A 19,790-nucleotide genomic window follows, 5' to 3' on the forward strand; every position below is an offset into this window, starting at 1 on the left:
ATCAGGCTACCCGGTAATGCCGACGCAGGCCGCGCAGCAAGCTGAGTACCAGTGGCCAGAACAGGGCGCTGCTCAGGGCCGGCAGGAGAAACAGGGGCTGCTGGGTGCCGACCCCTTCGAGGTTCTGGACCCACTGGCAGATGAGCTGGTGAATTCCGATCAGTACAAACACAATTCCGGCCTGCTGCCACAGGCTGAACAGGCGTACCCGCTGGTACAGACCCACCGAGAGCAAAGCGATCACCGACAGGGCAAAGGTATTCTGCCCGAGGACTGCGCCTTCCAGGATGTCCATGCCAATGCCCGTTAACAGGGCCACCACCACACCCACCCGATGCGGCAGGGCGATACACCAGTAGACCAGCACCAGGGCCACCCATTCCGGGCGCCACCAGACCAGGGCATGGGGTACAGGCAGCACCGCCAGTACCGCAGCCGACAGCAGCGTGGCGATAACAACCCAGTAGCCCTGCCCGCTCTCCACGACTCAACCCTCCTCACCCTGGCCCACAGTGAAGACCAGCAACACGTGGCGACTGCGATCGAGGGCAGCAGTGGGCTGGGCCAGGATGCGGGCGAAGGTCTGCCCGGGGTCGCGGACGACCGAACTCACCACCGCCACCGGGTAACCCACGGGAAAACGACCGCCGAGCCCTGAGGTCACCAGCAGGTCGCCTTCGCGGATATCGGTGGTCGCCGCCACGTGATGCACTTCGAGCGCGCTGAGGGAGCCGTTGCCCTCGGCAATGGCCCGCACCCCGTTGCGATTGACCTGCACGGGTACCGAGTGGGTGAGGTCGGTAATCAGCAGGACCCGGGAGGTGAATTCACCTACCTCGACCACCTGGCCCATCAGGCCATTGGCGTCGATCAGGGGCTGCCCCACGTACACGCTGTCCCGGCTGCCCTTGTTGATCACCACGTGCTGGCGCACCGGGTCAGGGGATACGCCGATCAATTCGGCCACCACGACATCGTCCCGCAACAGGGCGGCGGAATTGAGCAGGGCCCGAAGGCGGATATTCTCGGCCTGCAGGGAGGCCATTTGCTGGGTGCGCCCTTCCAGGATCAGGTTTTCCCGCCGCAGGCGTTCGTTCTCCCCCTGCAGGGTACTGCGGGAGACCAGGTGGGTTTCCTGCCAGTCTTTCAGGCGGGAAGGGATGTCGGCCACCCAGTAGACGGGCGCGACCAGGGTATCGAGGATGGCGCGAGTGCGATCCAGGCTGTTGAAGCGCAGGTCCGCGAGGATCAGCCCTGCCACCACCAACAGGGTCAGCATGACGCGCAACCCCAGGTGGGACTCCTTGACGAATAGCGGCTTGATACTAGTGCTCCTTCACGGTGACAAGGAGCACTGGGCCCCTACGGCAGGCCCGGTGGGCACGCCCGGGGCCGCACGCCGGATTACTCGGTGGACAGCAGGTCGATAGTATGCCGGTCCATGCGTTCCATTGCACGACCGCCGCCGCGGGCGACGCAGGTCAGCGGATCATCTGCCACAATTACTGGCAGACCGGTCTCCTCGGAGATCAGGCGATCGAGGTCGCGCAACAAGGCACCGCCCCCGGTAATTACAATACCGCTCTCGGCGATATCGGCCGCCAGTTCCGGCGGGGACTGCTCCAGCGCCATCTTCACCGACTGCACGATAGACGACAGGGGGTCCTGCAGCGCCTCGAGGATTTCGTCGCTATTGAGGGTAAAGCTCCGGGGCACGCCCTCTGCCAGGTTGCGGCCGCGGACGTCGATCTCGCGCAGTTCGCTGCCGGCAAAGGCACAGCCAATTTCCTGCTTGATACGCTCGGCGGTGGCGTCGCCAATCAGGCTGCCGTAACGACGGCGCACGTGGGATACGATGGCCTCGTCAAAGCGGTCGCCGCCGATGCGCACGGAATCGCGGTAAACGACCCCGTTGAGGGAGATAATGGCGATTTCGGTGGTGCCGCCGCCCACATCTACCACCATGCAGCCGGTGGCCTCTTCCACGTCCAGCCCGGCGCCGATGGCCGCCGCCATGGGCTCCTCGATCAGGCGCACCTCGCGGGCTCCTGCGGAGAGCGCAGATTCACGAATCGCGCGGCGTTCCACCTGGGTAGACATACAGGGCACACAGACGAGTACGCGGGGACTGGGGCGGATGAACCGGCTCTCGTGCACCTTGGCGATAAAGTGCTGGAGCATCTTCTCGGTCACCTGGAAATCGGCAATCACGCCGTCCTTCAGGGGACGAATCGCGGTGATGTTGCCCGGAGTACGGCCCAGCATGCGCTTGGCCTCGGTACCGACCGCCTCAATGGTTTTCTGCCCGTTGTGGATGCGGATTGCCACGACGGATGGCTCGTCGAGGACAATTCCCTTGTCGCGCACGTAAATAAGAGTGTTGGCGGTACCCAGATCTATAGACAGATCATTGGAGAACACTCCGCGCAATTTTTTAAGCATTAAAGTTTACTACCTTGTGAGTACGACGGGACGCTCCCTGATTCTCGGAGCTCTGCTAGCACCCTACCTGCCACCTCCCGGCTAAGACCAACCCAGAGCTGAAAAGGTTCAGCCCTGAGCCGGGAAAAAGTCCCGATAAATGGGGTGGCTATTTCTTTATTGTGCGGCGTCCGGATAATCGCGCAACTCTACCAACCGCGGGGATTTTGGGCAAGGCGCAAATATGATAAGTTTACGCCCCCGCGGCTGTTCGCCGCCCCTTCCCACGCTTTTTTGGAGACCGGGACAGAACATGTCCGACACACCGTCCAGTACCCCGACCGTAGACCGGGAAGAGATCGAGAAGATCGCCGAGCTGGCGCGCATCCGCATTGCCGCCGACCAGGCCGGCGAGGTGGCCGAGCGCATCACCCGTATTCTCGGCATGGTCGACACCCTGCAGGCCGCCGATACCGATGGCGTTGAGCCCATGGCCAACCCCCTCGACGCCACCCAGGCCCTGCGCCCAGACGAGATTACCGAGGAAAACCGTCGCGAAGCCTTCCAGGCCATCGCCCCGGCGGTCGAGAACGGCCTCTATCTGGTCCCCAAAGTCATCGATTAACCAGGCAGCTACCATGCATGACCAGACCGTCGCCCAGCTTGCCCGCGGGCTGCGCGAAAAACGCTTTTCCAGCGTTGAATTGACGCAACACCTGCTGGACCGGATCCAGCAGCTGGACGCCAACTACAACAGTTTCATCTCGGTCACGGGGGAGCAGGCCCTGAGTGATGCCCGCCGCGCCGACAGCCAGCTCGGCAATGGCGAGGGCGGCCCGCTCACCGGCATTCCCATCGCCCACAAGGATATCTTCTGCACCGAGGGCGTGCGCACCAGCTGTGGCTCGCGCATGCTGGATAACTTCGTCCCGCCCTATAACGCCACCGTGGTCAGCCAGCTGGCGGCCGCTGGTACCGTGTCCCTGGGCAAAACCAATATGGACGAGTTCGCCATGGGCTCCTCCAACGAAAACAGCTACTACGGCGCGGCGAAAAACCCCTGGAATACCAGCCTGGTACCGGGCGGCTCCTCCGGTGGTTCCGCAGCAGCGGTGGCCGCCGGCCTGGTGCCCGCCGCCACCGGCACCGATACCGGCGGCTCCATTCGCCAGCCGGCGGCGTTTTGCGGTATCACTGGCCTCAAGCCCACTTACGGCCGGGTTTCCCGGCTGGGCATCGTGGCCTACGCCTCCAGCCTCGACCAGGCCGGCCCCATGGCCCGTACCGCCGAAGATTGCGCCCTGTTGCTGAACGCGATGGCAGGGCACGACGCAGGGGACTCCACCTCGACCGTGCGCGAAGTACCCGATTACAGCGCCGATCTCGAGCGGCCGCTGGAAGGGCTGCGCATCGGCCTGCCGAAGGAGTATTTCGGTGACGGCCTGGATGCCGCCACCGGCCAGTGCATTCAGGCGGCACTCAGGGAACTGGAGAGCCTCGGCGCCAGCCTGGTGGAAGTGGCCCTGCCCAACAGCGCGCTGACCATTCCCACCTACTACATCATCGCCCCGGCAGAGGCCTCGACCAACCTGTCGCGCTATGACGGTGTGCGCTACGGACACCGCTGCGCCGACCCGGTCGACCTGCACGACCTCTACACCCGCACCCGGGAAGAGGGCTTTGGCGACGAGGTCAAAAGGCGCATCCTGGTGGGCACCTACGCCCTGTCCGCCGGCTATTACGACGCCTACTACAAAAAGGCCCAGCAGGCCCGGCGCCTGATCCGTGACGATTTCCTGGCCTGCTTTGAGGATGTGGATATCATTGCCGGCCCCACCACCCCCGGCCCGGCCTTCGGCATCGGCGAGAAGAGCAACGACCCGGTCGCCATGTACCTGGAAGATGTCTACACCCTGGCGGTGAACCTGGCGGGCCTGCCCGGCATGTCGCTGCCCGCGGGCTTTGTCAACGATCGCCCGGTGGGTCTGCAGCTGATCGGGCGCCACTTCGATGAAGCGCGCCTGCTGAATGTGGGCCACCGTTTCCAGCAGGCCACCGACTGGCACACCCGTAAACCCGAGATTGCCGGAGGTGCCGCCTGATGCAGTACGAAACCGTCATCGGCCTGGAAGTCCACCTCCAGCTCGCCACCCGGTCCAAGATTTTTTCCGGCTCGCCGACCGCATTCGGCGCCGAGCCCAATACCCAGGCCAGCGCTGTGGACCTGGCCATGCCGGGCATGCTGCCGGTGCTCAATGAACAGGCGGTGCGCTTTGCTGTGATGTTCGGCCTCGGCATCGGCGCCGAGATCGGCCGCCGCTCGGTGTTCGACCGCAAGAACTACTTCTACCCGGACCTGCCGAAGGGCTACCAGATCAGCCAGTTTGCCGATCCTATCGTAGGCCGCGGCACCTTCGAGATCCAGCTGGAAGATGGCAGCACCCGGGAAATCGGCATCACCCGCGCCCACCTCGAAGAGGATGCGGGCAAGTCCCTGCACGAGGACTTTCACGGCCAGAGCGGGATCGATCTCAACCGGGCCGGCACTCCCCTGCTGGAGATCGTCACCGAACCCGACCTGCGCAGCGCCGAGGAAGCGGTGGCTTACCTCAAGGCCCTGCACTCACTGGTGACCTACCTGGAGATTTCCGACGGCAACATGGCCGAGGGCTCCATGCGCTGCGATATCAACATCTCCCTGCGACCGAAGGGCAGCGAGACCCTCGGCACCCGTGCCGAGATCAAGAACGTCAACTCGTTCCGGTTTGTCGAAAAGGCCATCCAGCACGAGATCGAACGCCAGTCGGACATTCTCGAGGACGGCGGCAAGGTGGTGCAGGAAACCCGCCTGTACGACGCCGACCGCAACGAGACCCGGCCGATGCGTTCCAAGGAAGTAGCCAACGACTATCGCTACTTCCCCGAGCCGGACCTGCTGCCGGTAGTACTGGACGAGGCCTTTATCGAAGACCTGCGCGCCACCCTGCCGGAACTGCCCCGGGAAAAACGCGAGCGCTTTGTCAGCCAGTACGGCCTCGGCGAATACGACGCCGGCGTGCTCGCCGCCAGCCGCGCCCTGGCGAATTACTTCGAAGCGGTAGCAAGTGACGCCGGCGACGCCAAGATCGCCGCCAACTGGGTACAGGTTGAACTGCTCGGCCGCCTCAATCGCGACGAAAAGGACATCGAAGACTGCCCGGTCCCGGCGGCACACCTGGCCCAACTGATCCAGCGCATTCTCGACGACAGCATCTCCGGCAAGATCGCCAAGCAGGTTTTCGAGTCCATGTGGAACGGCGAGGGCGACGCCGACACCATCATCGCAGCCAAGGGCCTGAAGCAGGTATCGGACAGCGGTGAGCTGGAGGCCATGGTGGACGGTGTCATCGCCGACAACCCGGGGCAGGTCGAACAGTATCGCGCCGCCGACGAAGGCAAGCGCAAGAAGCTGGTGGGCTTCTTCGTCGGCCAGGTCATGAAAGTATCCCGGGGGCAGGCCAACCCGCAGATGGTCAACAAACTACTGGCGGAAAAGCTCGGGTAACCACGCCCGGGCGCCCTTTCCATTCAACGCGACGAACGAACAGGCAACACCATGAAAAAAGACAAGGAAAAGGTCATCGACGAGGTCTGGACCGAGGACCACGTCCGCAGCTTCCTCAATGTGCGCGCACACGATGGCACCAACGACGACTTCCACATGCTGCTCAAGGCCTACCAGAGCATGCGCGCCTCGGATTTCGAGCTGTTTGTCGGCATGTTCAAGGAGCAGGGCCGCGACATCAACGCCAGCAACCGCGAAGGGCGCAGCGTGTTGAGCATCGTGACCGAGCACCGTCACGGCGGCGACTATGCCGAGGTACTGCGCGCCGCCGGCGCACAGTAACAAGCTCCACTCTCCCCGGTGGCGGGCCTAGCGCCCGCCGTCGTAGGGCACCCGCCCTTTCATAAAGCGCTCGCGATTCTCGCGCTTTTTGTCTTCACTCTTTTTCAGCAGCACATACACGGCACCGGTGCCGCCGTGCCGTGGCTGTGCGCTGTGAAAGGCCTGCACTGCCTCCAGGTCCCGCAGCCAGACATTGACGTAACCCTTGAGCACCGCGCTGCGCTCCTGCTCCGGCTTGCGTTCGCCCTTGCCGTGAATCAGCATCACGCTGCGCAGTCCGTATTCGTGGCACTGCTCGATAAACTCGAACAATTCACGTCGCGCCACGGCCACCGTCATACGGTGCATATCGAGCCGCGCCTCATGCTCATAGCGCCCCTGCCTCAGCTTGCGGTACACCCCGTTCTGCACCCCTGGTCGCTTGAATTCCAGCACATACCAGGAGTCGAGTGGCGTTATTTCACGGTCACTGAGGGTATTGGGATCGGCGGCCGTTTCGGTCACGGCGGCCTGACGACGGTGAGCCAGCGCCTGCTCGGACTCCGAGGGCCCGCCGCGACGGACCCGCTCATCGTGTTTGAGCCGGACGACACCGGCCATTTCCTGCTCGAAGAGGGATTGTTCGTCGTCTGCCATTTACATCACCTGCCTTGGGCCCGCAGAAATCGCCGAACTCATGACGCGCGATACCGGGGTTCGCTATTATAGCCCTTCCATTGCAACGGGTAAGCCAGGGCCAGTACCACACCATATGAAGACTTCCGAAAGCGTTTTTTATTGCCCGGTTTGCGGCCGGGACAATCAGTGCGCCGTCGCACGCGGGGGCGCGATTGAGTCATGCTGGTGTGCCGCTACCCCTATCGACCACAATGCCCTGGCGGCAGTTCCCGAAACCGAGCGCGGCAAGCGCTGTCTCTGCCCCGCCTGCGGGCGCCCCGCCAATAACGCCATTCCAGCTACGGGGAGACCAGAATGAAGGGTAATGCCATCCAGGGAGCGGGCTATCTGATGGAAGGGGCGCGGATGCTCACCCACCCCCGGCTAAGGCCCTTTGTGGTCATCCCGCTGCTGGTCAATATCGTGATCTTTGCCTCGCTCCTGGGCGCGGCCTACGCCTACCTGGCCGCGCACATGGAAGCCTGGATGAGCTACGTTCCCGAATGGCTCAGCTTTATCGAGTGGATCATCTGGCCCCTGGTCGGCCTGGTGTTCAGTCTTTTGACCGGCTACACCTTCACCGCCCTCGCCCTGTTGATTGCCTCCCCGTTCAACGCACTACTGGCGGAAAAAGCAGAGGAACTGATCACCGGCCGGGAAGTACAGGGCCTGGAAGGCTTCGGTGCCGCAGTGATGGAAATCCCCAGGGCCATCGTCAAGGAACTGGCCAAGTTGCTGTACTACGTACCCATGGCACTGTTCGTGCTGATTCTGACCTTCATCCCGGCAATCAACGCGCTGTCACCGGCCCTGTGGTTCCTGCTGGGCGCGTGGATGATGAGCCTGCAGTTCGTGGATTACCCGATGGACAACCACCGCATGAGTTTTGGCGACGTCAAGGAAGCAGTGCGCAGCCGGCGCCTGTCCAGCATGGGCTTCGGCGGCCTGGTGGCGGTGGGCGCCGCCATCCCGGTAGTGAACTTCTTCGTGGTACCCGCCGCCGTAGTGGGGGCTACCCTGCTGTGGTGCCGGGAACTGGCGCCCCGGCACAGCACAGCGGGCTGAGGGTGAGCTAGGAGAGCAGCTCTTCCGGCGGGTGGGTGCACTCCAGCGGCGCCCCCAGCAGGGCTTCGAGGTCGGGCAGGAGGAAGGCATCGTCCTCGCTGGCAAAGCTGATCGAGGTGCCGCTGGCGCCGGCGCGACCGGTACGGCCGATACGGTGTACGTAGTCCTCCGGGTCTTCCGGGAGGTTGTAGTTCACCACGTGGGTAACGCCGTCCACGTGAATCCCCCGCCCGGCAACGTCTGTCGCTACCAGCACCGTGATCTCTCCCTGCTTGAACTGCTCGAGGGTGCGAGTCCGCTTGGCCTGGGGAATCTCCCCCGAGAGGATGCCGGCCTTGACCCCGGATTTGCGCAGGCGCTCGTGCAGGCGGCGCACCTGGTCGCGACGGTTGGCAAACACGATGACGCTGTTGGCATCCGGGCTGCGCAGCAAGTTGGTGAGCACGCGGTAACGCTGCTCGCTGCTCACCAGGTAGACCTTCTGGTCCACGGTATCGGTGGCCACGTGGTCGGGCTCGATCTCCACCGTCACCGGGTGGTAGGTCCACTGGTTCGACAGGTTGATGATGTCCTGGGTAAAGGTGGCGGAAAACAGCAGGGTCTGGCGGTCTTCCTTGCGCGGCGTCGCCCGCACGATGCGCTTCACCTGGGGAATGAAACCCATGTCCAGCATGCGGTCGGCCTCGTCCAGCACCAGGATTTCGACCCGGTCCAGGAACAGGTCCCGGCGGCTGGTGAAATCCAGCAGGCGGCCGGGGGTGGCGACGACCAGGTCAACCACCCGGCGCTGCAGCTGATTCAGCTGCTTCTGGTAGTCCATGCCGCCAATCAGGGTCACGGTATTGAGCCCGGTGTGTTTGCCGAGGTCCTTGGCGTCTTCCGCAATCTGCATGACCAGTTCCCGGGTGGGAGCAATCACCAGTGCCCGGGGCTCACCCAGGTAGCGCTCTCCTTCCACCGGGTGGTTGAGCAGATCGTTGAAAACGGTAATGAGGAATGCCGCGGTTTTGCCGGTGCCGGTCTGGGCCTTGCCGATAGCGTCGTTGCCCTGGAGGGTCTGCGGGAGAATAGAGGCCTGGATGGGCGAACAGTATTTGAAACCGAGATCGGAAATGCCGTGCATCAATTCGTCGCGCAGGCCCAGATCGTGGAAGCGGGTTTCTCCTTCCTTGGCTTCCACCACAAAGTCTTCCGGGCTCCAGGGTTGCGCAGCCGGCTGGTCGCGGCGCTTGCGACGACCGCCCTTGCCACTGGCGGATTCACGTTGATGGGCGCGCGGTGCTTCTGCGTCGCTGCGTTCGCTGTTGCGGTCTGCCACCGCTCTGGCCCCCGCGGGGGGCTGGTTATCGGGTTCCGCTCCGCCCTTGCTGGCGATGCGGCCCACTAGATTCTTGATCACTCAAATTCCTGCTGCTGCTCAAAAAACGCGCTAGTCTACCATCATTTCGCGCGTCATTGCGGCCTATTCGCACGCCGGGCGCGTGCGCGAATCATACGCGGCTGCGGGGATAGAGGCGTGCCAGGTAGTAGTCCAGGCTGACATAGCGCCCGCCGCCGGTAAACAGCAGGCTCAAAAGCATGATGAAGTAGGTGGCGGCAAACTCGATACCATTGTTGAGAATGACAAAATTGCCCTTCTCGGTGAGCCAGCGGTAGTTGCCGTGCTCGCGCAGGATATCCTTGGCTTCACCCAGGCGGACCGCCACCTCCCGGGCGCCGGAATCCGCGATAGCGGCCCAGCCATTGTCCCAGTGCACGGCCACCGCCGCGACCGCCATGGTGACCATCAGCGGCACACTGATCCAGCGCACCGCCAGACCGAGTAACAGCAACAGCGCGCCGATCGCCTCGGTATAGGCCGCCAGGTAGGCGAGAAGCTCCGGCATCGGCAAACCGAGGCCCCACTCCTTGTTGCCAAACCACTCGATCGTACTGTCCATGCTGGCGATTTTCTGCTGCCCGGCCATCCAGAAAACCGGCACCAGGTAGAGTCGAATGGCCAGCGGCGCAAGGCCATCCAGGTGTGAGAGGCGGGGAAACAGGGCATCGTGCAGGGTGTAGTAGGCGCGCGCCAGTGCGTTCATCTCAGATTCCAGAGTCCATCGACTGAAGCTGTGACAACAATACCCGAGGAAAGTTTGCCCGAACAGGGCCAGCGACCCGGGTTGTTGCCCGCGCTAGCCACCACCACAGTCGGCACACCCTTCCCGCCGACCGACGCGCAGGCGCTGGAAGTCCAGGGTGGCGAGATCCATGATCAGCAGGTTGTCGCGCAGCGGCTCGGCACAGCCCGACAGCAACTTGATCGCCTCCAGCGCCTGCAGGCTGCCGGCAATGCCCACCACCGGCCCCAGGACGCCGCTTTCACTGCAACTCAGCGCAGTATCGGCGCCGGCCTGCGGGTACATGCAGCGATAGCAGGGGCCGCCCCGGACAGGGTCGAGCACTGCCACCTGTGCCTCCGTGCGCACTGCAGCAGCGCTCACCACCGGCACGGCGTGGCGCAGGCTGGCGCGGTTCAGGGCGTAGCGCACCGGGTAGTTGTCGGAGCAGTCCAGCACCAGGTCAAGGCCGGGTAACAACCTGCCCAGGGCCGCCTCATCGAGGTGTTGCGGAAGCACCTCAACCGCCACCCCGGCGTTGCGCGCGATAATGGCGGCGGCAGCGGACTCGGCCTTGTTGCGGCCGCAGTCCGCTTCGGTGTGGCACAGCTGGCGCTGGAGGTTACTGGTTTCGACCACGTCGCCGTCGGCCAGCACCAGTGTGCCGACCCCGGCGCCCGCCAGGTAGAGCGCCGCCGGACTGCCCAGCCCCCCCAGCCCCAGCACCAGCACCCGGGCCCCCTTGAGGCGCTCCTGGCCGGCGATATCGAACCCCGGCAACAGGATCTGCCGGGCATAGCGGGCCAGTTCCGCGTCGCTCAGCACCCCTGGCCCCCGCTCACACGCTCATTGCCCCCGAGGTCGCGGTAGCTGGCAACCGCTTTGAAACCGGCCGCCTGCAACAGCTCCCGCACCGCCTCGCCCTGTTGGTAGCCGTGTTCCAGCAGGAGATAGCCACCGGGACGCAGGTGCGCCGGACCGGACTCGATAATCTGCGCGAGATCGTCGAGCCCGCTGACCCCGGCGACCAGCGCGGAGCGCGGCTCGAAGCGAACATCGCCCTGTCCCAGGTGAATGTCATCCTCCTCTATATAGGGAGGATTGCTGACGATCAGGTCGAAGGTCTCTCCCGCCACCGGCGTGTACCAGCTGCCCTCCAGCAGGCGGACGCCCGGGCAATGCCGGGCCACATTCTGCCGGGCGACAGACAGTGCCGCCGCACTGGCGTCCGTTGCGGTGACATCCCAGCCGGGACGCTCTACCGCCAGGGCCAGGGCGATGGCCCCGGTACCGGTACCGAGGTCGAGCACCCGGGCGGCGGGCGGCAGGGCCAGTGCCAGCGCTTCGCTGACCAGGGTTTCAGTGTCGGGGCGGGGAATCAGGGTGTCGGCTGACACCTGCAGGGACAGGCTCCAGAAGTCCCGCTGGCCGGTCAGGTGAGCCACTGGCTCTCCCGCGCGGCGGCGCTCCAGCAGGGCCCGGTAGCGGGCCTCCGGCTCGGCTTCCACGGTTTTCTCCGGCCAGGTGTACAACCAGGTGCGATCGCGACCCAGGCAATGGCCCAACAGCAACTGGGCATCCAGGGCGGGGCTCTCGGTGGGCAGATCCGCCGCCTGCGCCAGCAGCTCGCGAACGCTCGCCATGGCAGCCTAGTGTTCCGCCAGGGCGGCCAGCTGATCCGCTTGGTATTCCTGGCGCAGTGGTGAGATCACGGCATCGAGCTCGCCGGCCATCACCTCGTCGAGTTTGTACAGGGTGAGGTTGATGCGGTGGTCGGTCACCCGGCCCTGGGGGAAATTGTAGGTGCGAATGCGATCCGAGCGATCACCGCTACCCACCAGGTTGCGACGCTCTTCGGCCTGCTCTGCAGCCTGCTTGTCCTGCACACTGGACAGCAGCTTGGACTGCAGCAGGGACATCGCCCGGGCGCGGTTCTTGTGCTGCGAGCGCTCGTCCTGGCACTCCACCACGATACCGGTGGGCAGGTGGGTGATGCGCACCGCGGAATCGGTCTTGTTCACGTGCTGGCCGCCGGCGCCGGAGGCCCGGTAAGTGTCCACACGCAGGTCCGCCTTGTTGATGGCAACCTCATCCACCGCCTCGGCCTCGGCCATGATCGCCACCGTACAGGCGGAGGTGTGGATGCGCCCCTGGGACTCGGTTTCCGGCACCCGTTGCACCCGGTGGGCGCCGGATTCAAACTTCAGGTGGGCGTAGACATCGCGGCCTTCCACCCGGGTGATAATTTCCTTGTAGCCGCCGTGCTCGCCGGGGCGCTCCGACAGCACCTCCACTTTCCAGCCCATCTGCTCGGCGTAACGGGAATACATGCGAAACAGATCGCCGGAAAAAATCGCCGCTTCGTCGCCGCCGGTACCCGCACGAATCTCCAGGAAAACGTTGTGGGAGTCGCGCGGGTCGCGGGGCAGCAGGAGGGTCTGCAATTCCAGCTCGAGGGCCTCGAGTCGGTCGCTGCCCGTGGCGATTTCCTCTTCGGCCATGGCGACCATATCCGGGTCGTTTTCCTCGAGCATGGCGCGGGCGTCTTCGAGATCGGCCTTTACCCGGCTGTAGTCGGTGTAACAGTGGACCACGGTTTCCAGCTCGGCGTACTCCCGCGAGAGATCGCGAAAGCGGTCCTGGTTAGCGATGGTTTCGGCATCCCCCAGCAACGCCGCCACTTCCTCGTGACGATCGGTCAAGGTATCCAGTTTGCTCAACAGGGAGGCTTTCATTGCAGCGTACGTCTCGGTTTGGCGTCTTCCCCGGGGGGTAAATCCAGCGGGGGGTTTTCAGTGGATTGCGCGGGCTGCTGTGGGGAACTACTCGCGCCCGCAGCGCGATTATCCAGCCCCAGCAGGCGCCGGGCGCCGGCCAGCAGGTCGGTGCGGCCCTCCGCGCTCGCCTGCTTCAGCCCGGCCGTGGGGGCGTGAATGAGCTTGTTGGTAATGCCGCGAGCCAGTTGGGCGACCACCACTTCGGGGTCGTCCCCCCGCGCCAGTGCGCGCAGGGCCCGCTCCAGCTCCTGCTCACGCAGGTGCTCGGCCATGCGCCGGTATTCCTTTACCGAGTCGACGGCGGCCAGGCCGCGCAATTCTTCGCGATAGGCGCGCACGCCTTCGGCAATCATCAGGTCGGCCTTGCGGGCCTCACTCTGGCGACTGCGCAGGTTTTCGTCGACGATGTCCCTCAGGTCATCGACGCTATAGAGGTAGATATCCCGCAGGTCACCCACTTCGGGCTCGATGTCCCGGGGCACGGCGATGTCCACCATCAGCATGGGGCGGTGTTTGCGGGCCTTGATAGCACGCTCCACTGCTCCCTTGCCCAGGATCGGCAGCTGGCTGGCGGTGGAGGAGATGACGATGTCCGCGTGGGGCAGCTCATCCGGAATCTCCGCCATCAGCACCGCCTCGGCACCAAAGCGCTGGGCCAGTTCGCGGGCGCGCTCCAGGGTACGGTTGGCGATGGTGATCCGGCTGACCCCGGCCTCGATCAAGTGCCGGGTGACCAGTTCGATGGTCTCCCCGGCCCCCACCAGCAACGCCGTGCAGGCCGAGAGATCGGTAAAAATATGGCCCGCCAGGTCGACCGCCGCGTAGGCCACAGACACCGGATTTTCGCCGATGGCCGTGTCCGTCCGCACCCGCTTGGCCAGCGCGAAGACGCGCTGGAACAGGCGATGAAACTCGGTCCCGACCACGCCCTCGTCCACCGCCACGGAGAACGCGGACTTGAGCTGCCCGAAAATCTGCGGTTCACCGAGCACCATGGAATCCAGGCCACTGGCCACCCGCACCACGTGCTCGAGGGCATCGCTGCCGGCGTGGTGGTAGGCCGCCGTGCGCAGCTCCTCAGCCGACAGGTGGTGATAGCTGGCCATCCAGTCCACGAGGTCGTCCGCCAGCCCCGCGCTCGCACCCTCGGCGCTCTGTACATAGAGCTCGGTGCGGTTGCAGGTCGAGAGAATCAGGGCATCTTCCACCCCGGCCAGCTGGCACAGGGACACCAGGGCATCGCCCACCTGTTCCGGGGCGAACGCCACCCGCTCACGCACCTCGACGGCGGCGGAGTTGTGGTTGATACCCAGGGCAAGGAAATTCATGTCGTCTCAGGGGCGGTGGCAAACCGGCGCCAATCGATCTGCTGGAAAAAGGTCGCGAACCATAGCACATCCATGGAAAATTTCCCGTAATTCTAACAAGTTACCAAGCAAAAACTAGCGCCCGGACGGGGAACCGGGCGGCGGTAGGGAGGTCCTAATCAGGTAGGTTTAGTTCGGGGCTTGTGTCACAATCAAGCAGAGTTTGTTACCGATGTCCGGATATCTCCCCGCCATGTCGCGCCTGTACCCGCGTTTGTCGCCAAAAGTGCTCCTCGCCGCCGGCCTCTCGGCCCTGCTCGGCGCCTGCGCCTCTGCCCCCATGATGCCCGAGGCGCCCCCGGCACCGCTGGCGCAAGCCGAACCCGCGCCAGAACCGCCGCCGGAACGCGCTATTCCCGCGGATTCGCTTTACCCCCTGCTGTTGGGCGAGTTTGCCCTGCGCCGGCGCGACTACGACATCGCCCTGCAGCAGTACACCGAACAGGCTCCCCTGCTGCGCGACCGGGGCATCAGCGCGCACGCCACCCATATCGCCCAGTTCCTGCAGCGCGAGCCGGAGGCCCTGGCGTCCGCCGCCCTGTGGGTGGAACTGGAGCCGGATAACATCGAGGCCAACAATACCTACGCCACCCTGCTGTCCCGGGCGGGCCGCACCGACGAGGCCCTGCCCCACCTGGCAATGGTTGCCCGGGACCAGGGCAAGGCCAACTTCCCTATCCTGCTGAATCGCTTTCCCCAACTGGGCCCGGAGCGGCAGACCGAACTGATCAGCGGGCTCGAGACACTGCAGGAAGAGTTCCCAAACAATGCTTCACTGCTCCTGACCCGGGCACTGGCCTATGACGAGCTGGATCAGCACGACCAGGCCCTGGCCACCCTGCAGGCGCTGTTCGAACAGGATCCCTACCAGTACCAGGGCCTGCTGCTCGAGGCCAAGCTGCTGCTCGAGGCGGGCGATGAAACACCCTTTGCCCACATAGAGGAAGCGCTGGAGGCCGACCCGGAAGACAGCCGGTTGCGTCTCCAGTACGCGCGCCTGCTGACCCGCAGCGACATCGGTGCCGCCCGCGGCCAGTTCGAGATCCTGTCGGCCCACGCCCCGCGGGACGGCGACCTGCTGTTCTCCCTGGCCCTGATCAATCACGAGATTGGCGACGACCTGGCGGCCAAAGCCTACCTGCGGCAGTTGCTGGACCTGGGCCAGCGCACCGATGAAGCGCACTATTACCTGGGGCGGATCGCCGAGCAAAATGGCCAGCTACAGGATGCAGTGAAGGCCTACATGCTGGTGGTCGAACCCGATGGCCCCGATTTTTTCAGTGCCAAGGGGCGCATTGGCCGGATTCTGCTGGACAACGGCAAGACCGCGGAAGCCGGTGCACTGTTTAACGAATTGCGCCAGGAATACCCCGAGACCAGCGAGCGCCTTTACGCCCTGGAGGCGGAGGTGCTGGCCTCAGTCGGCTTTGGCGCAGAGGCCATGACCGTGCTGAACGAAGGCGTCAGCGCCCTGCCCGACTCGTCGTCGCTGCGCTATAGCCGCTCCCTGCTCAGCGAGAAACAGGGCGATCTGGCCCTGATGGAAACCGATTTGCGGGCCATCATCGCCCAGGACCCGACCAATGCCACCGCGCTCAACGCCCTCGGCTACTCCCTGGCCAACCGGACCCAGCGCTATGCAGAGGCCCGGAACCTGATTGAGCAAGCCCTTGCGCTGGAACCGATGGAGCCGGCCATCCTCGACAGCATGGGTTGGGTACTGTATCGCCAGGGCAACTACGACGAGGCACTGACCTACCTGGAGCGCGCCTATCGAGCCTTTCCCGACCCTGAAGTGGCCGCCCACCTGGGTGAAGTGCTCTGGGTCTCGGGCCGCGCCGACCAGGCCCGGGCCATCTGGCGCGACGCCCTGGCCAAGGATCCCGCCCATGAAATCCTGCTGAGCACCATCCAGCGCTTCGACGTCAGCATGCTGCAGAACCAGCCCTGATCCATGCGCTACCTGAGTTTCCTGCTGCTGACCCTGCTGGTCGGCTGCGCCACAACACCTGCGCCCCCGCCGGCCGGCACTGCCCCCTGGCAGGAGCGTCTCGAACGCTTGTCGACGCTGCAATCCTGGCAGGCCCAGGGCAAGCTGGCCCTGCGCAACGGTGCCGCTGCCGAGTCGGCCAACCTGCTGTGGCGGCAACAGGACGGGCGCAGCGAACTGCAGCTCTCGGGGCCACTGGGTGTGGCTGCCACCCAGATACTGGCCGAAGGCGAACGCCTTGAGGTCCGCCGCGGCGAGGAACTGCGCATCCTCGACATCTCCACCCCCCAGGCGGTGGAGTTGAGCACCGGTTGGGACTTACCACTGAAGGCCCTGCCTTACTGGATGCTGGGCATCCCCCAGCCCGGCGCGGAAGCGACAGACCTGGCCTTTGAAAATGAACGGCTCACCACCCTCAGCCAGGACGGCTGGCAGGTAAGCTTTGACGCCTATGGTCAGTTCGGCGGCTACACCCTGCCCACGCGCTTGCGGGTCAGCCGGGGCGAGACCAGTGCCCGGTTGTTCGTTCGCGACTGGCAGCCGGGCAGCGAGCCGTGAGCAAACCGCTGCGCCTGCTGGCGCCGGCCAAGCTCAACCTGTTCCTGCACATCACCGGGCGCCGGGCCGACGGCTACCACGAACTGCAGAGCCTGTTTCAGTTGCTGGACTGGGGCGACACCCTGAGCTTTGCTGCAGATCACAGCGGCACTATAGGCCTGAGCGGGGATGATCTCGGCCTGGCCGCTGACGACAACCTGATCGTCAAAGCCGCCCGCGCGCTGCAGCACGGCGATCATGGCGCTCGCATCCATGTCAGCAAATGCATACCCACCGGCGGTGGGCTGGGAGGCGGCAGCTCCGACGCCGCAACCACCCTGCTGGCACTGAATGAGCTCTGGCAGTGCGGCTACAGCAATACCCAACTGCAGCACATCGGGCTGCAACTGGGCGCCGACGTACCGGTATTTGTCGCCGGCCAGACCGCCTGGGTGGAGGGCGTTGGCGAGCAACTGAAGCCCGTGGAGCTGCCGGAAAGCTGGTATCTGGTCATCCACCCCGGCTGCCACGTGCCGACCGGTGAAATTTTTTCCGCGCGGGAATTGACAAGAAACAGCCCTGCCATCACAATGGCGGCCGTTTTTCAGGGGGGTCACCGCAACGACTGCCAGGAAGTCGTTGCCAGGCGTTACCCCGAGGTAGCCAAGGCATTGAATTGGCTGGCAAAATTCGGAGACTCCAGACTGACAGGAACCGGCGCTTGCGTGTTTACCCGGTTCGACAGTCAAGCGGCCGCCGAGAGGGTCGCCGAGCAAGTCCCAGCGCCCTGGCAGGCATTCGTTGCCCGCGGCGTGAACCGCTCGCCAACACTGTCTGTGCTATCCTGAAAGCCCAATTATTGGGGTGTCGCCAAGCGGCAAGGCACCAGGTTTTGATCCTGGCATTCGTAGGTTCGAATCCTACCACCCCAGCCATATACCAGCGCACGTCTGCCTGATCGACCGCAGAGTGCAAAGTTGAGCGAAAGCCGTACGGTAGGGTTCGAACAAGGTTCGACCAACGCCGAAGGCATTGGGACGGGGTCGCGGAGCGACACCGGGGCGGAGCCCCGAGACCCGCAGGGTCGAGTCAATCCTACCACCCCAGCCATTTTATACAGCGCGTGCACACGGTGCGACGCGCGAAGGCCACAACGCCTGACAGCAGTGCCATACATTGACCGGTGTATGGCACTTCTTTTTTGTGCGTAGTGCACGGGTGATCGCCGCACCTCAAGGTGCCGACAGCGAGCCAGTGCAGGCATAATGCAGCTTTTTCCAGCAACGACCAGGGGTAGTCTGCCGTGTCCTCTAAAATGATGGTCTTTACCGGAAACGCCAACCCGGAACTGGCCCGCAAAGTAGCCAGCCGGCTGTATCTGGCGCTGGGCAAAGCCGATGTTGGCAAGTTCAGCGATGGCGAGGTAGCCGTTGAACTGAACGAAAACGTCCGCGGCAAGGACGTGTTCGTGGTGCAATCCACCTGCGCTCCCACCAACGACAACCTGATGGAACTGTTGGTGATGATCGATGCGCTGCGTCGCGCCTCGGCAGCCCGGATCACCGCGGTTGTGCCCTACTTTGGCTACGCCCGCCAGGATCGCCGCGTACGCTCCGCCCGGGTGCCCATCACCGCCAAGGTAGTCGCTGACATGATGGTCACCGTAGGTGTAGACCGGGTGCTGACGGTCGACCTGCACGCCGAGCAGATCCAGGGCTTCTTCGGTTGCCCGGTGGACAACGTCTACGGCTCGCCGGTCCTGAATGCCGACATTCAGGCCTGCAACTACGAAAACCTGATCGTCGTGTCGCCGGACATCGGCGGTGTAGTGCGGGCACGTGCTATCGCCAAACAGCTCGATGACGCTGACCTCGCGATCATCGACAAACGTCGCCCGCAAGCGAACGAAGCACAGGTGATGAACCTGATCGGTGAAGTGAACGGCCGCACCTGCCTGCTGGTAGATGACATGGTCGACACCGCCGGCACCCTGTGCAAGGCCGCCGATGCGCTGAAAGAGCGCGGCGCCACCAAGGTCGTCGCCTACTGTACCCACGCGGTACTGTCGGGCCGCGCCCTGGAAAATCTGAAGGCCTCCCAGCTCGACGAGCTGGTGGTCACGGACACGATTCCCCTGAGTGAAGCAGCGAAGCAGATCGGCAAGATCCGCCAGCTGACCATCTCGGACCTGCTGGCGGAGTCCATCCGCCGGGTGTCCAACGAGGAATCCATTAGCGCGCTGTTCCAGTAAGGAGCAGCGTTTACACCAACCGCTGCCGAGTCGGTCGCAGGCAAGGCAGTGTTATCAAAGGAGCCAGACAATGTCTGACCAATTTGAAATTAGCGCAGAAGTGCGTGAGGACATGGGGAAAGGTGCGAGCCGCCGCCTGCGTCGTCACGCTGACCTGGTCCCCGCCATCATTTACGGCGGTGACAAGGATCCCCAGCCCCTGACCCTGATCCGCAAGGACCTGGAAAAGGCGCTGGAAAACGAGGCGTTCTTCTCCCACGTTCTGTCCATCAATGTCGGTGGCAGCATTGAGAAAGCCATCCTCAAGGACCTGCAACGTCACCCCGCCCGCAACGCCGTCATGCACGCAGACTTCCTGCGCATCGACGACAAGGTGGCCATCAAGGTGCACGTGCCGATCCACTTCCTGAACGAGAAGAGCTGCCACGGGGTTAAAATCCAGGGCGGCATGATCCAGCACCAGGAAACCGACATCGAAGTACTGTGTCTGCCGACCGACATCCCCGAGTACATCGAAGTCGACATGATCGACGTGAAGACCGGTGAGATCGTTCACCTGTCCGACGTCAAACTGCCGGAAGGCGTCAGCTCCGTGGCCCTGGCCCTGGGTGAAGACCACGACCTGGCCATTGCCAGCGTGATCGCACCGAAAGGCGGCAGCGACGAAGAAGCCGTGGAAGCTGCGGCTGACGAAGGCGAAGAGGAGAACGGCGAGGACTGATAGGTCCTTCGCCGCG

At 64.2% G+C, this 19,790-nt stretch carries 21 protein-coding genes and 1 tRNA gene; 12 read left to right on the forward strand and 10 right to left on the reverse strand.

What is annotated here, in order from left to right:
• Window position 1 precedes the first annotated feature (1 nt).
• From mreD to FV139_RS02435, 3 genes are all read right to left on the reverse strand, one after another.
• The gene (gene mreD / locus FV139_RS02425; RefSeq protein ID WP_148066640.1) at window positions 2–484 is read right to left on the reverse strand and encodes a rod shape-determining protein MreD; all 483 of its coding nucleotides are present in this window, start codon (window positions 482–484) and stop codon (window positions 2–4) included.
• Window positions 485–487: 3 nt separating this feature from the next.
• Entirely contained in the window at window positions 488–1,324 is an 837-nt protein-coding gene (mreC, locus tag FV139_RS02430) for a rod shape-determining protein MreC (protein ID WP_268939929.1), read from the reverse strand.
• Window positions 1,325–1,404: 80 nt separating this feature from the next.
• Entirely contained in the window at window positions 1,405–2,442 is a 1,038-nt protein-coding gene (locus tag FV139_RS02435; RefSeq protein WP_148066642.1) for a rod shape-determining protein, read from the reverse strand.
• 292 nt (window positions 2,443–2,734) lie between these two features.
• Between FV139_RS02435 and gatC the strand changes: the two genes are divergently transcribed.
• The 4 genes from gatC to FV139_RS02455 are packed head-to-tail and all read left to right on the forward strand — an operon-like array spanning window position 2,735 to window position 6,307.
• Complete coding sequence (gene gatC, locus FV139_RS02440) at window positions 2,735–3,046, forward strand: Asp-tRNA(Asn)/Glu-tRNA(Gln) amidotransferase subunit GatC (protein ID WP_148066643.1); 312 nt, start codon at window positions 2,735–2,737, stop codon at window positions 3,044–3,046.
• Between the two features lie 13 nt (window positions 3,047–3,059).
• Window positions 3,060–4,523: an Asp-tRNA(Asn)/Glu-tRNA(Gln) amidotransferase subunit GatA gene (gatA, locus tag FV139_RS02445; RefSeq protein ID WP_148066644.1), complete on the forward strand. Its 1,464-nt coding sequence runs from the start codon at window positions 3,060–3,062 to the stop codon at window positions 4,521–4,523.
• Complete coding sequence (gatB, locus tag FV139_RS02450) at window positions 4,523–5,965, forward strand: Asp-tRNA(Asn)/Glu-tRNA(Gln) amidotransferase subunit GatB (protein ID WP_148066645.1); 1,443 nt, start codon at window positions 4,523–4,525, stop codon at window positions 5,963–5,965. The genes gatA and gatB overlap by 1 nt, the downstream gene beginning before the upstream one ends.
• A gap of 51 nt (window positions 5,966–6,016) precedes the next feature.
• Window positions 6,017–6,307, forward strand: a complete 291-nt coding sequence (locus FV139_RS02455; protein WP_148066646.1) for a PA4642 family protein — start codon at window positions 6,017–6,019, stop codon at window positions 6,305–6,307.
• Between the two features lie 27 nt (window positions 6,308–6,334).
• Here FV139_RS02455 and smrA read toward each other — a convergent pair whose 3' ends face one another.
• Window positions 6,335–6,943 (reverse strand): DNA endonuclease SmrA, encoded by a 609-nt coding sequence (gene smrA, locus FV139_RS02460; protein WP_148066647.1) that lies wholly within the window; start codon window positions 6,941–6,943, stop codon window positions 6,335–6,337.
• A 115-nt stretch (window positions 6,944–7,058) separates the two neighbouring features.
• On the opposite strand from smrA, the gene FV139_RS21355 reads away from it, so the two are divergent.
• A complete protein-coding gene (locus tag FV139_RS21355; protein ID WP_148066648.1) occupies window positions 7,059–7,283 on the forward strand; it encodes a cysteine-rich CWC family protein in 225 nt (74 codons plus the stop codon).
• Window positions 7,280–8,029, forward strand: a complete 750-nt coding sequence (gene cysZ / locus FV139_RS02470; RefSeq protein WP_148066649.1) for a sulfate transporter CysZ — start codon at window positions 7,280–7,282, stop codon at window positions 8,027–8,029. Before FV139_RS21355 ends, cysZ begins: the two co-directional genes overlap by 4 nt.
• 7 nt (window positions 8,030–8,036) lie before the next feature.
• On the opposite strand, the gene rhlB is transcribed toward cysZ, so the two are convergent.
• From rhlB to hemA, 6 genes are all read right to left on the reverse strand, one after another.
• Window positions 8,037–9,212: an ATP-dependent RNA helicase RhlB gene (gene rhlB / locus FV139_RS02475; protein ID WP_268939930.1), complete on the reverse strand. Its 1,176-nt coding sequence runs from the start codon at window positions 9,210–9,212 to the stop codon at window positions 8,037–8,039.
• Between the two features lie 307 nt (window positions 9,213–9,519).
• Complete coding sequence (locus FV139_RS02480) at window positions 9,520–10,113, reverse strand: HvfX family Cu-binding RiPP maturation protein (RefSeq protein ID WP_148066650.1); 594 nt, start codon at window positions 10,111–10,113, stop codon at window positions 9,520–9,522.
• A 93-nt stretch (window positions 10,114–10,206) separates the two neighbouring features.
• Window positions 10,207–10,956 carry a HesA/MoeB/ThiF family protein gene (locus tag FV139_RS02485; RefSeq protein ID WP_148066651.1) on the reverse strand — a complete coding sequence of 250 codons (750 nt, stop codon included), beginning with the start codon at window positions 10,954–10,956 and terminating at the stop codon, window positions 10,207–10,209.
• Window positions 10,950–11,774 carry a peptide chain release factor N(5)-glutamine methyltransferase gene (prmC, locus tag FV139_RS02490; RefSeq protein WP_148066652.1) on the reverse strand — a complete coding sequence of 275 codons (825 nt, stop codon included), beginning with the start codon at window positions 11,772–11,774 and terminating at the stop codon, window positions 10,950–10,952. The genes FV139_RS02485 and prmC overlap by 7 nt, the downstream gene beginning before the upstream one ends.
• Window positions 11,775–11,780: 6 nt before the next feature.
• On the reverse strand, window positions 11,781–12,866 hold the full coding sequence (gene prfA / locus FV139_RS02495) for a peptide chain release factor 1 (RefSeq protein WP_148066653.1): 1,086 nt from the start codon (window positions 12,864–12,866) through the stop codon (window positions 11,781–11,783).
• Entirely contained in the window at window positions 12,863–14,236 is a 1,374-nt protein-coding gene (gene hemA / locus FV139_RS02500) for a glutamyl-tRNA reductase (protein ID WP_148066654.1), read from the reverse strand. The genes prfA and hemA overlap by 4 nt, the downstream gene beginning before the upstream one ends.
• Window positions 14,237–14,447: 211 nt before the next feature.
• Between hemA and FV139_RS02505 the strand changes: the two genes are divergently transcribed.
• The 6 genes from FV139_RS02505 (at window position 14,448) to FV139_RS02530 (ending at window position 19,774) form a co-directional block, all read left to right on the forward strand.
• Window positions 14,448–16,226, forward strand: a complete 1,779-nt coding sequence (locus tag FV139_RS02505) for a tetratricopeptide repeat protein (RefSeq protein ID WP_235898497.1) — start codon at window positions 14,448–14,450, stop codon at window positions 16,224–16,226.
• A 3-nt stretch (window positions 16,227–16,229) separates the two neighbouring features.
• Entirely contained in the window at window positions 16,230–16,823 is a 594-nt protein-coding gene (gene lolB, locus FV139_RS02510) for a lipoprotein insertase outer membrane protein LolB (protein WP_148066655.1), read from the forward strand.
• Window positions 16,820–17,650 (forward strand): 4-(cytidine 5'-diphospho)-2-C-methyl-D-erythritol kinase, encoded by an 831-nt coding sequence (ispE, locus tag FV139_RS02515; protein WP_148066656.1) that lies wholly within the window; start codon window positions 16,820–16,822, stop codon window positions 17,648–17,650. The genes lolB and ispE overlap by 4 nt, the downstream gene beginning before the upstream one ends.
• A 12-nt stretch (window positions 17,651–17,662) precedes the next feature.
• Window positions 17,663–17,737 (forward strand) — tRNA-Gln (locus FV139_RS02520).
• 383 nt (window positions 17,738–18,120) lie between these two features.
• Entirely contained in the window at window positions 18,121–19,053 is a 933-nt protein-coding gene (locus FV139_RS02525; RefSeq protein WP_148067047.1) for a ribose-phosphate pyrophosphokinase, read from the forward strand.
• A 70-nt stretch (window positions 19,054–19,123) separates the two neighbouring features.
• Complete coding sequence (locus tag FV139_RS02530) at window positions 19,124–19,774, forward strand: 50S ribosomal protein L25/general stress protein Ctc (RefSeq protein WP_148066657.1); 651 nt, start codon at window positions 19,124–19,126, stop codon at window positions 19,772–19,774.
• The last annotated feature ends 16 nt before the right edge of the window (window positions 19,775–19,790 follow it).

It is taken from the genome of Parahaliea maris (assembly GCF_008064665.1).
Classification (GTDB): domain Bacteria; phylum Pseudomonadota; class Gammaproteobacteria; order Pseudomonadales; family Halieaceae; genus Parahaliea; species Parahaliea maris.

Coding starts and splice junctions, on each gene's coding strand:
- FV139_RS02435 (WP_148066642.1), bottom strand. CDS start 2,442: ATGCTTAAAAAATTGCGCGGAGTGTTCTCCAATGATCTGTCTATAGAT.
- gatC (WP_148066643.1), top strand. CDS start 2,735: ATGTCCGACACACCGTCCAGTACCCCGACCGTAGACCGGGAAGAGATC.
- gatA (WP_148066644.1), top strand. CDS start 3,060: ATGCATGACCAGACCGTCGCCCAGCTTGCCCGCGGGCTGCGCGAAAAA.
- gatB (WP_148066645.1), top strand. CDS start 4,523: ATGCAGTACGAAACCGTCATCGGCCTGGAAGTCCACCTCCAGCTCGCC.
- FV139_RS02455 (WP_148066646.1), top strand. CDS start 6,017: ATGAAAAAAGACAAGGAAAAGGTCATCGACGAGGTCTGGACCGAGGAC.
- smrA (WP_148066647.1), bottom strand. CDS start 6,943: ATGGCAGACGACGAACAATCCCTCTTCGAGCAGGAAATGGCCGGTGTC.
- FV139_RS21355 (WP_148066648.1), top strand. CDS start 7,059: ATGAAGACTTCCGAAAGCGTTTTTTATTGCCCGGTTTGCGGCCGGGAC.
- cysZ (WP_148066649.1), top strand. CDS start 7,280: ATGAAGGGTAATGCCATCCAGGGAGCGGGCTATCTGATGGAAGGGGCG.
- FV139_RS02480 (WP_148066650.1), bottom strand. CDS start 10,113: ATGAACGCACTGGCGCGCGCCTACTACACCCTGCACGATGCCCTGTTT.
- prmC (WP_148066652.1), bottom strand. CDS start 11,774: ATGGCGAGCGTTCGCGAGCTGCTGGCGCAGGCGGCGGATCTGCCCACC.
- prfA (WP_148066653.1), bottom strand. CDS start 12,866: ATGAAAGCCTCCCTGTTGAGCAAACTGGATACCTTGACCGATCGTCAC.
- hemA (WP_148066654.1), bottom strand. CDS start 14,236: ATGAATTTCCTTGCCCTGGGTATCAACCACAACTCCGCCGCCGTCGAG.
- FV139_RS02505 (WP_235898497.1), top strand. CDS start 14,448: ATGTCCGGATATCTCCCCGCCATGTCGCGCCTGTACCCGCGTTTGTCG.
- lolB (WP_148066655.1), top strand. CDS start 16,230: ATGCGCTACCTGAGTTTCCTGCTGCTGACCCTGCTGGTCGGCTGCGCC.
- FV139_RS02525 (WP_148067047.1), top strand. CDS start 18,121: ATGGTCTTTACCGGAAACGCCAACCCGGAACTGGCCCGCAAAGTAGCC.
- FV139_RS02530 (WP_148066657.1), top strand. CDS start 19,124: ATGTCTGACCAATTTGAAATTAGCGCAGAAGTGCGTGAGGACATGGGG.